This window comes from Methylophaga sp. OBS3, assembly GCF_026319325.1.
Lineage (GTDB): Bacteria > Pseudomonadota > Gammaproteobacteria > Nitrosococcales > Methylophagaceae > Methylophaga.
On the sequence record NZ_JAPDMU010000002.1, the window covers coordinates 478652 to 490543 of the forward strand.

Consider the following 11892-nt stretch of genomic DNA (forward strand, 5'->3'; position numbering starts at 1 on the left):
TTAAATACATAACGGAAAAAATTATGGCAGCAGTAACAATGGCAGATCGGGATGGCGTTATCTGGTTAGATGGCGAATTCGTGCCTTGGCGTGAGGCTAAAGTCCATGTCCTGACCCATACATTACATTACGGCATGGGCTGTTTTGAAGGCGTTCGCGCATACAAAACCGATGCTGGTACTGCAATTTTCCGTTTACAGGAACACACCAACCGTTTGTTCCGTAGCGCCAAAATTTTGGGCATGAAAATGCCATTTGATGCTGAAACCTTAAACAAGGCACAGCGTGATGTCGTTCGTGAAAACAACCTTGAGTCAGCTTACCTGCGCCCAATGGTTTTTTACGGTTCAGAAGGTATGGGTATTCGTGCTGATAACCTTAATACACACGTTATGGTTGCTGCATGGCACTGGGGTTCGTACTTAGGTGAAGAAAACATGTCTCGTGGTATTCGTATCAAGACATCTTCATTCACGCGACATCACGTCAACATCACCATGTGTAAAGCCAAAGCAAATGGTAACTACATGAACTCGATGATGGCATTACAAGAAGCCGTTAACGATGGTTATGACGAAGCTTTATTGTTAGATGCGCAGGGTTTTGTAACCGAAGGCAGTGGTGAAAACTTCTTTATGGTACGTGATGGTGTGCTTTACACACCAGAACTGACGTCAGCACTAGAAGGTATCACGCGCGATACAGTTATTCGTTTAGCTAACGATATCGGCCTGAAAGTGGTTGAAAAACGTATTACGCGTGATGAAGTTTACATTTGTGATGAAGCGTTCTTCACCGGTACTGCTGCTGAAGTAACGCCAATTCGTGAACTAGATAATCGTCCAATTGGTAACGGTAGCCGTGGCCCAATTACTGAGCAATTACAGAGCATGTACTTCGACCAAGTTTATGGTCGTAGCGAATACTACCGTGATTGGAATACGTTAGTTTAAAAGATAGAGATTTACAGAGGTTACACATGGCAGGTCATAGTAAGTGGGCAAACATTCAGCACCGTAAAGGCGCTCAAGACGCTAAACGGGGTAAGCTGTTTACCCGACTGATTCGTGAGATTACCGTTGCTGCCAGAATGGGCGGTAGTGATCCTGCGACCAATCCGCGTTTACGGGCGGCGATTGATAAAGCTTTAGGCAGTAACATGACTAAAGATGTCATCGAGCGAGCGAGCAAGCGTGGTGCGGGTGAGCTAGAAGGTGTGGCTTATGAAGAAGTTCGCTATGAAGGTTACGGCCCAAATGGTATCGCTATCATGGTTGATTGCATGACCGATAACCGTAACCGTACCGTTGCTGAAGTTCGTCATGTCTTTAGTAAACGCGGTGGCAATATGGGTACCGATGGTTGCGTTGCGTTCATGTTTAATCAAAAAGGCATTATTAGCTTTGCGCCGGGGCTGGATGAAGACAGTGTCATGGAAGTCGCTTTAGAAGCAGGCGCTGAAGATATCATTGCTAACGATGATGGCTCGATTGATGTCTTTACAACGGCCGACGAATATTCAACTGTTAAAGATGCTTTGGATGCAGCCGGTTTTGAGGCTCAGTCTGCAGAAGTCACGATGCATCCAGACAATACTGTCAGCCTTGACGTTGAAGACGCACAAAAAGCACTCGCATTAATTGATGCATTTGAAGAGTTGGACGATGTTCAACAAGTATACTCAAATGCTGATTTCTCTGATGAAGTGATGGCTGAGCTTCAAGGCTAGCCATCACCATTATGTCTCGTATCCTTGGTGTTGATCCTGGCTCTCGCAAAACCGGCTTTGGCATCATTGAGTTACAGGGACGGCAAATAAAACATGTCATCAACGGCCGTTTATTGGTCGGTGATGGCGATTTTGCCGACCGTCTTAAGCAAATTTTTGATGGGTTAAGTGATCTTATCGAGCGATATCAGCCGGAGATCATGGCCATAGAAAAAGTGTTTTTACACAAAAATGCCGATTCAGCATTGAAACTCGGCCAAGCCCGTGGCGCCGCTATATGTGCTGCGGTGAATCATAATCTTCTCGTTCACGAATACTCCGCGACCCAAATCAAAAAAGCCGTTGTTGGAAATGGCCACGCCAAAAAAGACCAAGTGCAGTATATGATGTCAGTCATGCTTCAGTTGGCTGAGCCACCTGCAGAAGATGCGGCTGATGCATTAGCCTGTGCTATCACACATGCCAATCACAGTAGTTTGGGGATTGCCAGTAAACTCCCTGAAGGAATGCGCACTAGTCGACGTAGAGGAGGACGTTACAGCCGATGATCGGACGTTTAAGTGGAATTTTGATTGAAAAACAACCGCCAGAATTGGTGTTGGATGTTCAAGGTGTTGGCTATGAACTGTCAGCGCCAATGTCGACTTTTGTGAACCTGCCCGCATTGAACGAAGCCGTCAGTCTGTATACTCACCTTGTCGTCCGTGAAGATGCACAACTACTATATGGTTTTGCGACAACACGAGAACGTTTGTTATTTCGCAGCCTATTGAAAGTAAATGGTGTGGGTGCCAAGTTAGCATTAACCATTTTGTCAGGTAGCGATGTCGATACCTTTGCCCGAAGTGTGCAGGAAGGCGATACAGCCAGCCTGACACGTTTACCAGGTGTTGGTAAAAAAACCGCTGAACGCTTAATTATTGAAATGCGTGATCGTCTTAAAGAGGTCGGCAGTGCTATGGGACTCGATACCAGTGTTACCCAAGCCATGCCGAGTAGCTCTGGCGCGCGCAACGAAGCAACGGAAGCATTGGTTGCATTAGGGTATAAAGCAGCAGAGGCAGATAAAATGATTCGCAGTATTAATGCCGACGGTATGACCACGGAACAACTTATCCGACAGGCCTTACAAAGAAGCTAATTAATGGAAGATCGCTTTATTACGCCAACAGCAATGAGCAACGAAGATCGCCAAGACCGCGCGATTCGACCTGTTCGTTTGGGTGACTATATTGGTCAGCCAACCGTTCGCGAGCAGATGGATTTATTTGTCTCGGCAGCGCGAAATCGTAAAGAAGCATTGGACCATACCTTGATTTTTGGTCCGCCAGGGCTTGGTAAAACCACACTGGCGCACATCATTGCTAACGAAATGGGCGTTAATCTCAAGCAAACATCTGGGCCGGTATTAGAGCGGCCGGGTGATCTCGCAGCATTGCTGACTAACCTTGAGCCTAACGATGTGCTGTTTGTTGATGAAATTCATCGCCTCAGCCCGGTCGTCGAAGAAGTCCTGTATCCAGCGATGGAAGACTACCAAATCGACATTATGATTGGTGAAGGGCCTGCGGCAAGATCAATCAAGTTAGATTTAGAGCCATTTACTCTTGTTGGTGCAACTACGCGTGCTGGCTCGTTAACATCGCCACTTAGGGATCGTTTCGGCATTGTTCAACGGTTGGAGTTCTATAACGTTGAGGATTTAAGCACCATCGTGCAACGTAGTGCCCGTATTTTAGAAGTGCCATTAGACGTCTCTGGTGCCAGCGAAATCGCCCGTCGTTCAAGGGGTACGCCGCGCATTGCCAATCGATTATTGCGCAGAGTACGTGACTATGCCGAGGTGAGATTTGATGGCGCAATTAGTGCTGAAGTAGCTCGCCAAGCCTTGGATTTGCTCGATGTCGATGACTATGGTTTCGACATGCTGGATCGCAAGTTATTACTGGCTATTATCGAAAAATTTGCGGGCGGGCCTGTGGGTCTGGATAATCTCGCCGCCGCGATAGGTGAAGAGCGTGGAACTATTGAGGACGTTCTGGAGCCCTACCTTATTCAAGAAGGTTTTATCATGCGTACACCACGCGGTCGGGTAGCGACCAAAAGGGCGTTTCTACATTTGGGGCTAACACCGGATTTGGATTTAGTAGGCGAGTAATGAAGTATTTTGACTGGCCTATACGTGTCTATTACGAGGATACAGATAGTGGTGGCGTGGTGTATCACGCTAACTACATAAAATTTATGGAACGTGCGCGGACTGAGTGGCTAAGGCGGCTGGGGTTTGAACAAAATCAATTGCGATCAACGCAAAGTATTTTGTTTGCTGTGCATTCCATGCAGTTAAATTTTCGTAAACCTGCTCGGTTTAACGATCAATTATTGGTACGCTCATCACTTAAAAAGGTCAGTGGTGCCAGTATAAAGTTTGAACAACAAGTGTTGCTGGACGCGACATTACTATGCGAGGCAACAGTCAAAGTTGCCTGTCTCAATGAAGAGACTTTTCAACCCTGTCCAATACCTAATTTTATCCTGACGGAGATGCAACGTGAGTGCTGATATGTCTTTGTTTGCGCTAATTTCAGAAGCCAGTTTATTGGTAAAGCTGGTGATGTTAGTGCTACTGCTGATTTCCCTGTATTCGTGGACACTGATTTTTAAAAAGCGCGCTGAGCTCGCGCAAGCATTAAAAGATGCTGATCATTTCGAGGATAAATTCTGGTCTGGAAATGAATTGAATAAATTGTATGAAGATATCTCAGCACGGCCGCATGCCAGCCGAGGTATGGAAGGTATTTTCGAAACTGGTTTTAAAGAATTTATTCGCCTGAAAAAGAATGTACCTGATTCAAATTTTGTTCTAGATGGTACCCAACGTGTAATGCGTATTTCTCTGGCACGTGAAATTGATCAGTTAGAAGTATCGTTACCATTCTTGGCAACCGCAGGTTCAACCAGTCCTTACATTGGTCTGTTTGGTACGGTGTGGGGGATCATGAACTCATTTCGTGCGTTGGGTGAAGTGCAACAAGCGACGCTTGCCATGGTTGCGCCAGGTATCGCCGAAGCCCTTATTGCAACAGCGATGGGTCTGTTTGCTGCGATTCCGGCGGTTATTGCTTATAACCGTTACTCACACGAAGTTGAGCGATTGATTAATCGCTACGACACCTTCGTCGAAGAGTTTTCATCAATTCTGCAACGCCAACAAAGCTAATTTTCGGAGCAGTGTATGGCTGTTTATAAAAAAATGCGTATGCGGCGTAAGCCAATGGCGGATATCAACGTCGTACCGTATATCGATGTTATGTTAGTGCTGTTGATCATTTTTATGATTACGGCACCCTTATTGACTCAAGGGGTTAATGTTGATCTGCCACAGGCTGTCGCGAATCCTGTCGAGACGCCAGATAATGCTGAGCCACTGATTGTTTCGGTCGATGCTAATGGCAACTATTACGCATCCATTGGTGAAACACCTGACCAACCGGTTGAGCCTACATTATTGGCTAATCGTGTTGCGGCGGTGATTCGTAATAACCCGCAAGTACCTGTCATGGTTAAAGGTGATGCGAGTGCGAATTACGGGCAGGTGGTTGGCCTGATGGCATTGCTTCAGCAGGCGGGTGTACCGAATGTCGGTCTTATTACCAAACAACCTGAAAGTCAGCCGGCAAACTAAAACATTATGAAAAATCCGATTTGGCAAAATTTTTTGGCGGGCGGTTATTCCACAGTGCTGCATTTGGCACTGGTGTTTTTATTGTTATGGAGCTTTGAATTACCCAATAAGCCAATCAAACTGGGCACGGGTGACAAAAAGGACATCGTTCAAGCAGCCGTTGTAGATGAACAGCAAATCATCCAAGAAATGGAAAAGTTACAACAGCTTGAACAAGCTGAACGTGACCGGGAAGCTGAAAGACAGCAGCAACTTGAAGATGAGTTGCAGAAACAACAAGAAGCGATTGCTGAGAAGCAACGTGAAATGGAAGCGTTAGAGCGTAAAGAGCAGCAAGAAGCTGAGCGTCGTCAACAAGAAGCTGAAGCCGAACAGCAGCGTCTTGAAGAGATAGAAAAACAACGCGAAGCCGCCGAAAAAGCGCGTATTGAAGAAGAAAAACGCCTTGAAGTTGCTGAACAAGCTCGTATTCAAGAAGAAAAGCGTCAAGCTGAGTTAGAAGCAAAACGTAAAGCTGAGGAAGAAGCTAAGCGTAAGGCGGAAGAGGAAGCCAAACGGAAAGCAGAGGAAGAAGCTAAACGTAAGGCAGAAGAGGAAGCAAAACGTAAAGCTGAGGAAGAAGCCAAGCGTAAGGCGGAAGAAGAAGCTAAAGCTAAGCGTAAAGCAGAGGAAGAAGCTAAGCGTAAAGCGGAAGCAGAAGCAAAACGTAAAGCCGAAGAAGATGCCCGTCGTCGTGCTGAGCAAGAGTTACAACGTCAACTTGATGCTGAAGCCAATCAGCGTGAAGAGAGTCGCATCGCAGGTGTATTAAATGTTTACGCCCAGCAGATCCAACAACGTGTGAAACGTTATTGGTCAAAACCAGCTAATTCACAGCCTGGCCTTGTGGTTACGCTCGAGGTGAAACTGATCCCTGGCGGTGATGTGAAAAGTGTTCGTGTGATTAAAAGTAGTGGTAATAGCTTGTTTGATAGATCGGCGGAAAATGCCGTTTATAAAGCAGCGCCAATGCCTATGCCTTCAGATGCTGGTGCGGCAGAACGCATTATCCGCGAAGGCATTCAATTCGAATTTAAACCTGAATAAGAGGATTTAATATGGTCCCCAAGTTTATGCGATTACTGCTGTTAACAGTGGCCTTTATCTTGCCGCTGCAAGCGCAAGCCGTTCTCAAAATTGAAATTACAGGTGGTTCCGGTGCTGCACTGCCGATTGCCATTGTGCCATTTGGGGAAGATGGCTTGGCGCCACCTGAAGATATTTCTGAAGTTATCAAAAATGACTTGGCGAGTACTGGGCGTTTTGCACCGGTCGATAAACAAGATTTGATTTCACAACCTCATGATCAAGCTGATATTAACTTCTCAGATTGGCGTTTGCTTCGTTCAGAAGGGTTGTTAATCGGTAAAGTTAGCAGTCAAGACGGTGAGAACTATCAAGTTCAATTCCAGTTATTTGATGTGTACAAAGGCGAGATGCTGGCGGGTAAACGATATAACGTTCCTGCATCAGGTATGCGTAATTTGGCTCACCAAATTGCGGATATCGTTTATGAAACCTTAACCGGTGAAAAAGGTATTTTCTCAACACGTTTAGCATTTGTTACGCAAACAACCGCGACAGATGGCAAAAAACGTTATGCCCTACAAATCTCGGATGCTGATGGTGCAAATCCTCGCACGGTTCTGCAATCAACGCAGCCAATCATGTCGCCAAACTGGTCACCTGACGGCGAGCAATTGACCTATGTGTCATTTGAAAATGGCAATACGGAAATTTTTGTTCAACAAATGCGTAGTGGTCAACGTAAGTCAGTCGCGTCATTTGAAGGTATTAATAGCGCACCAGTTTGGTCACCAGATGGCAGAAAGCTGGCTTTAACGTTATCAAGAAATGGTAATCCAGAAATTTATGTCATGGAGTTAGCGTCTGGCGATTTGTTACGTATTACTAACAATTCGCAAGCGATTGATACTGAACCTGCCTTTACCCCTGATGGTCGCAGCATCATTTTTACATCAGACCGTGGTGGTAACCCACAAATTTACAAAGTACCTGTCAATGGTGGACGTGCTGAACGTCTCACATTCGAAGGGAATTACAACGCTTCACCAGATATTTCACCAGACGGTGAAAAAATGGCTATGGTTCACGCCATGGGCGGAAAGTTTTATATCGCTGTGCAGGATCTGCGTAGCGGAAATGTACAGGTATTGACCGAAAATGGCCGCGATGAGTCGCCTAGTTTCGCGCCAAATGGCAGCATGATCCTGTATGCTACCGAGCAAAAAGGTCGTGGTGTATTAGCTGCGGTCTCTGTTGATGGCCGGATCCATCAACGTTTGAGCGAGTCCGGGACTATGGTGCGTGAGCCAGCTTGGTCACCACTTAAGCAATAATTTTTTCCAGGAGTAATAGTTATGAAAAGTTTAAAGTTATCCGCGTTGCTGTTAGCTGCTTTGTTGCTCGGCGCTTGTAGTAGTAACACCACTAAAGATGGTCAATTAGCTGGTGATGACGTATTAGTTGAAGATCTGGGTGCACAAAGCTCAGGTGTAAACGGTACTAACGCTAATGGCGAAGACATGGGTGCTGAAGCGCGAGTTGTTGTGGGTGAAGACAACTATTCAGGTAACGAACTGAACGATCCAAACAGCCCATTATCAAGCCGCGTGATTTACTTTGATTACGACAGTGCAAGCGTACGTGCTGAAGATCAACCAATTCTTGAAGCACATGCAGAATATTTAGGTAAAAACACCAACGTATCAGTACGTTTAGAAGGCCATACTGACGAACGTGGTTCACGTGAATACAACTTGGCACTTGGCGAGCGTCGTGCATTGTCAATTCGCCAATTACTGATGTTACAAGGTGCAACTGCCAGCCAGTTCCGTGTTGCTAGTTTCGGTGAAGAGCGTCCAGCAGTTGATGGTAGTAACGAAGCTGCTTATGCACAAAACCGTCGCGTAGAAATTGTTTATACAGGTCGATAAGACATGACAAAAAAAAGCCAAAAACGATTTGTGCTGGCTTTCATGGTGGGCGTCCTTGCGACGCCCGCTATTAGCTTTGCTGAAGATAACGCAGCCTTAACACAACGTGTTGATCGGCTAGAACGTATTATTCAAGGACAAGGCCTTAGCAATTTGATCACGCAAGTCGATCAGTTGCAGCGTGAAGTGCAGCGCTTGAATGGCACCAATGAAGAATTACGCCACGAGTTGGAAAAGATGCAATCTCGCCAACGTGAGCAATATATTGATTTAGATGAGCGTATTGAAGCGCTGGGTGTTCAACCACCGGCACCAGCTCCATCAACGGGTTACGTTCCATCTTCTGACTCAGCCGATAGCGCGAGTCAAGCTGCAGAAGCCGAATTAGCGGAAACTTCAGAAACAAACAATGCTAATGATACCGTTGCTAGCAATGGTCCCGTCTCTGTTGAAGATGGTGAAGCAGCTTATCAAGCTGCGCTACAAACACTACGCAGTGGCCAATACGAAGCAGCTATCGTTGCATTAGCAAGTTTCCCACAGCAGTACCCACAAAGTAGCTACTTGCCGAATGTGTATTACTGGCAAGGTGAAGCAAATTACGTTGTCCGTAAATTTAATCAAGCAGTGACTGCCTTTCAGATTGTTCTGGATCAATATCCAACCAGTAATAAAGTGCCTGATGCATTATTAAAACGTGGCTTTAGTGAGTATGAGTTGGGTGATGCAGCGAAAGCGACAGCAACACTTAACCAGGTTTTAGAGCAATTCCCAGATAGTTCAGCAGCGCGACTGGCGAGAGTACGACTGGATCGTATTCAACAGTCACAGTAATTACCGACCGCAGTTTTATTCAAAATGGCACAGTGTCGTATTACTGAGATCTTTTATTCCCTTCAAGGTGAAACACGAACGGTAGGCTTGCCTACCGTTTTTGTTCGTTTAACCGGGTGCCCACTTCGCTGTGGTTACTGTGATACGGAATATGCTTTTTATGGCGGTGAAAAACGTGAAATCAGTGACATTGTTGCTGAAGTCGCAAGTTATAACCCACGTTATGTCACCGTTTCAGGTGGTGAGCCACTGGCGCAAAACACTTGCCGAGAATTATTAACGGCATTGTGTGATTTGAATGTAGAGGTATCACTTGAAACAAGTGGCGCTATGGACATCAGTAATATTGATCCTCGTGTCATTAGGGTCATGGACTTAAAAACCCCAGCTTCCGGTGAAGAAGCCAAGAATCGATATAACAATATCGACTTGTTAACGTCTTCAGATCAACTCAAGTTTGTCATTTGTAATCGCGAAGATTACGACTGGTCGGTCGCAAAGTTAGCAGAGTTTGATTTATCCAAGCGTTGTGAGGTTTTATTCTCGCCAGTGCATGGGGATTTAGATCCAAAAGATCTTGCAGAATGGATCATTGAGGACAACCTGCCAGTCAGAATGCAGATCCAGTTACACAAATATCTTTGGCAAGATGCGCAGGGCAAATAATGAGTGAGCGTCGCGCTGTAGTTTTGTTATCTGGTGGTCTTGATTCTGCGACCGTTTTAGCGATTGCACAATCACAAGGTTTTGCCTGTCATACCCTTAGCTTTGATTATGGGCAACGCCATTCAGCAGAGCTTAAAGCCGCAATAGCATTATCAGAGGAAATGAATGCTGTAGAACATAAAGTTGTAAAAATCGATTTACGTACCATCGGTGGTTCAGCATTAACAGCAGATATTGATGTGCCAGAGCACCAATCGGAAGGTATTCCGGTTACTTATGTACCGGCTCGTAATACAGTTTTCTTGTCGATTGCTTTAGGTTGGGCAGAAGTATTGGAAGCCGATGCAATCTTTGTTGGGGTTAACGCGGTTGATTATTCAGGTTATCCAGATTGTCGTCCGGACTATATCAGTGCCTTTGAAGTTATGGCTAACCTAGCAACTAAACGTGGTGTAGAAGGGAATCATTTACAAATCCATGCTCCTTTAATGAAACTGAGTAAAGCCGACATTATTCAGCAGGGCACAAAGCTTGGTGTTGATTACAGTAAGACGATTTCTTGTTATCAAGCTGATAGTCATGGCCGCGCATGTGGACGTTGTGACTCTTGCCGGTTACGTCAGCAAGGCTTCCTTGAGGCAAACGTTGTCGATCCAACCTTATACCAGGGTTAATTTATATATATAGTTAGGCCCGATTGACCATTAGCGCATCCAGTTAAATATCCATCATCAAAACATGGGTAACAAGGCAAATTGGCATGACTAAGAATCAGTTATATATGACCCGCTAAACTGTTTGGTCATAAAATTGAAAAAATACGTATTCAGGGCTTGCCATTTTTTTCAGATCTAGTATTATGTCGCGCTTGGTTTGGGCCGTTAGCTCAGTTGGTAGAGCACCGGACTTTTAATCCGATGGTCCTGCGTTCGAGTCGCAGACGGCCCACCAAATTTCTTTCACTTTTCAGCTTTTAAGAATCTTTCATAAAACTGTCATATTGTGATTGACACTGAACCGAGAGTGCGTATAATTCTCGCTTCTTTGCTGGCTTAGCTAGCAACGCTCTTTAACAAAACGGTATCAAGTAATTTGTGTGGGTACTTGCGTGGAAATGTTTCTTGAAAATATTTTGACGCTGAGTATTCGCTAAGAATGCAAACGTCAATCAAAAGTTATTGTCTCTGACTTATAGAGACTAGAAGTCAAAATTAAACTGAAGAGTTTGATCATGGCTCAGATTGAACGCTGGCGGCATGCCTAACACATGCAAGTCGAACGATGATTACTAGCTTGCTAGTATGATTAGTGGCGGACGGGTGAGTAATGTATAGGGATCTGCCTGTTAGTGGGGGACAACAGCCGGAAACGGCTGCTAATACCGCATACGCTCTACGGAGGAAAGTGGGGGATCTTCGGACCTCACGCTAACAGATGAACCTATATCAGATTAGCTAGTTGGTGGGGTAAAGGCCTACCAAGGCGACGATCTGTAGCTGGTTTGAGAGAATGATCAGCCACACTGGGACTGAGACACGGCCCAGACTCCTACGGGAGGCAGCAGTGGGGAATATTGGACAATGGGGGCAACCCTGATCCAGCAATGCCGCGTGTGTGAAGAAGGCCTTCGGGTTGTAAAGCACTTTAAGTTGGGAGGAAAAGCTGAGGGTTAATAACCTTTAGTGTTGACGTTACCAACAGAATAAGCACCGGCTAACTCCGTGCCAGCAGCCGCGGTAATACGGAGGGTGCAAGCGTTAATCGGAATTACTGGGCGTAAAGCGCGCGTAGGCGGTTTGTTAAGTCAGATGTGAAATCCCCGGGCTCAACCTGGGAATGGCATTTGAGACTGGCAGGCTAGAGTGTGGTAGAGGTGAGTGGAATTTCAGGTGTAGCGGTGAAATGCGTAGAGATCTGAAGGAACATCAGTGGCGAAGGCGACTCACTGGGCCATTACTGACGCTGAGGTGCGAAAGCGTGGG

The 11892-nt window shown here is 45.7% G+C and carries 14 protein-coding genes, 1 tRNA gene and 1 rRNA gene; all 16 read left to right on the forward strand.

The window, feature by feature from the left end; genetic code table 11:
- The first annotated feature begins 23 nt into the window (after positions 1–23).
- The gene (locus OMP94_RS06650) at positions 24–953 is read left to right on the forward strand and encodes a branched-chain amino acid transaminase (RefSeq protein WP_266277476.1); all 930 of its coding nucleotides are present in this window, start codon (positions 24–26) and stop codon (positions 951–953) included.
- 26 nt (positions 954–979) lie between these two features.
- Positions 980–1729, forward strand: a complete 750-nt coding sequence (locus tag OMP94_RS06655; protein WP_266277478.1) for a YebC/PmpR family DNA-binding transcriptional regulator — start codon at positions 980–982, stop codon at positions 1727–1729.
- An 11-nt stretch (positions 1730–1740) separates the two neighbouring features.
- On the forward strand, positions 1741–2277 hold the full coding sequence (gene ruvC, locus OMP94_RS06660) for a crossover junction endodeoxyribonuclease RuvC (RefSeq protein WP_266277482.1): 537 nt from the start codon (positions 1741–1743) through the stop codon (positions 2275–2277).
- Positions 2274–2870 carry a Holliday junction branch migration protein RuvA gene (gene ruvA, locus OMP94_RS06665; protein ID WP_266277484.1) on the forward strand — a complete coding sequence of 199 codons (597 nt, stop codon included), beginning with the start codon at positions 2274–2276 and terminating at the stop codon, positions 2868–2870. Before ruvC ends, ruvA begins: the two co-directional genes overlap by 4 nt.
- Positions 2871–2873: 3 nt before the next feature.
- Positions 2874–3887 carry a Holliday junction branch migration DNA helicase RuvB gene (gene ruvB / locus OMP94_RS06670; RefSeq protein ID WP_266277486.1) on the forward strand — a complete coding sequence of 338 codons (1014 nt, stop codon included), beginning with the start codon at positions 2874–2876 and terminating at the stop codon, positions 3885–3887.
- Entirely contained in the window at positions 3887–4291 is a 405-nt protein-coding gene (gene ybgC, locus OMP94_RS06675) for a tol-pal system-associated acyl-CoA thioesterase (RefSeq protein ID WP_266277490.1), read from the forward strand. The genes ruvB and ybgC overlap by 1 nt, the downstream gene beginning before the upstream one ends.
- A 1-nt stretch (position 4292) precedes the next feature.
- Positions 4293–4949, forward strand: a complete 657-nt coding sequence (gene tolQ / locus OMP94_RS06680; protein WP_323135067.1) for a protein TolQ — start codon at positions 4293–4295, stop codon at positions 4947–4949.
- 15 nt (positions 4950–4964) lie between these two features.
- On the forward strand, positions 4965–5414 hold the full coding sequence (gene tolR, locus OMP94_RS06685) for a protein TolR (protein ID WP_266277492.1): 450 nt from the start codon (positions 4965–4967) through the stop codon (positions 5412–5414).
- Positions 5415–5420: 6 nt separating this feature from the next.
- The gene (gene tolA, locus OMP94_RS06690) at positions 5421–6500 is read left to right on the forward strand and encodes a cell envelope integrity protein TolA (RefSeq protein ID WP_266277493.1); all 1080 of its coding nucleotides are present in this window, start codon (positions 5421–5423) and stop codon (positions 6498–6500) included.
- A gap of 11 nt (positions 6501–6511) precedes the next feature.
- Positions 6512–7813: a Tol-Pal system beta propeller repeat protein TolB gene (gene tolB, locus OMP94_RS06695; protein WP_266277494.1), complete on the forward strand. Its 1302-nt coding sequence runs from the start codon at positions 6512–6514 to the stop codon at positions 7811–7813.
- Between the two features lie 21 nt (positions 7814–7834).
- The gene (gene pal, locus OMP94_RS06700; protein ID WP_266277495.1) at positions 7835–8410 is read left to right on the forward strand and encodes a peptidoglycan-associated lipoprotein Pal; all 576 of its coding nucleotides are present in this window, start codon (positions 7835–7837) and stop codon (positions 8408–8410) included.
- Between the two features lie 3 nt (positions 8411–8413).
- Positions 8414–9244, forward strand: a complete 831-nt coding sequence (gene ybgF, locus OMP94_RS06705) for a tol-pal system protein YbgF (RefSeq protein ID WP_266277496.1) — start codon at positions 8414–8416, stop codon at positions 9242–9244.
- 24 nt (positions 9245–9268) lie between these two features.
- Positions 9269–9910 (forward strand): 7-carboxy-7-deazaguanine synthase QueE, encoded by a 642-nt coding sequence (gene queE / locus OMP94_RS06710; protein WP_266277497.1) that lies wholly within the window; start codon positions 9269–9271, stop codon positions 9908–9910.
- Positions 9910–10584, forward strand: a complete 675-nt coding sequence (gene queC / locus OMP94_RS06715; RefSeq protein ID WP_266277498.1) for a 7-cyano-7-deazaguanine synthase QueC — start codon at positions 9910–9912, stop codon at positions 10582–10584. Before queE ends, queC begins: the two co-directional genes overlap by 1 nt.
- A gap of 201 nt (positions 10585–10785) precedes the next feature.
- Positions 10786–10861, forward strand: a tRNA-Lys gene (locus OMP94_RS06720).
- Between the two features lie 262 nt (positions 10862–11123).
- Positions 11124–11892: ribosomal RNA gene (locus OMP94_RS06725) — 16S ribosomal RNA — on the forward strand; the annotation flags it as partial.

Excerpts from the sequence above, each read along its gene's own strand:
- tolA (WP_266277493.1), top strand. The coding sequence starts at position 5,421 with ATGAAAAATCCGATTTGGCAAAATTTTTTGGCGGGCGGTTATTCCACA.
- queC (WP_266277498.1), top strand. The coding sequence starts at position 9,910 with ATGAGTGAGCGTCGCGCTGTAGTTTTGTTATCTGGTGGTCTTGATTCT.
- OMP94_RS06650 (WP_266277476.1), top strand. The coding sequence starts at position 24 with ATGGCAGCAGTAACAATGGCAGATCGGGATGGCGTTATCTGGTTAGAT.
- ybgC (WP_266277490.1), top strand. The coding sequence starts at position 3,887 with ATGAAGTATTTTGACTGGCCTATACGTGTCTATTACGAGGATACAGAT.
- ruvA (WP_266277484.1), top strand. The coding sequence starts at position 2,274 with ATGATCGGACGTTTAAGTGGAATTTTGATTGAAAAACAACCGCCAGAA.
- ruvC (WP_266277482.1), top strand. The coding sequence starts at position 1,741 with ATGTCTCGTATCCTTGGTGTTGATCCTGGCTCTCGCAAAACCGGCTTT.
- pal (WP_266277495.1), top strand. The coding sequence starts at position 7,835 with ATGAAAAGTTTAAAGTTATCCGCGTTGCTGTTAGCTGCTTTGTTGCTC.
- tolQ (WP_323135067.1), top strand. The coding sequence starts at position 4,293 with ATGTCTTTGTTTGCGCTAATTTCAGAAGCCAGTTTATTGGTAAAGCTG.
- queE (WP_266277497.1), top strand. The coding sequence starts at position 9,269 with ATGGCACAGTGTCGTATTACTGAGATCTTTTATTCCCTTCAAGGTGAA.
- tolB (WP_266277494.1), top strand. The coding sequence starts at position 6,512 with ATGGTCCCCAAGTTTATGCGATTACTGCTGTTAACAGTGGCCTTTATC.
- ybgF (WP_266277496.1), top strand. The coding sequence starts at position 8,414 with ATGACAAAAAAAAGCCAAAAACGATTTGTGCTGGCTTTCATGGTGGGC.
- tolR (WP_266277492.1), top strand. The coding sequence starts at position 4,965 with ATGGCTGTTTATAAAAAAATGCGTATGCGGCGTAAGCCAATGGCGGAT.
- ruvB (WP_266277486.1), top strand. The coding sequence starts at position 2,874 with ATGGAAGATCGCTTTATTACGCCAACAGCAATGAGCAACGAAGATCGC.
- OMP94_RS06655 (WP_266277478.1), top strand. The coding sequence starts at position 980 with ATGGCAGGTCATAGTAAGTGGGCAAACATTCAGCACCGTAAAGGCGCT.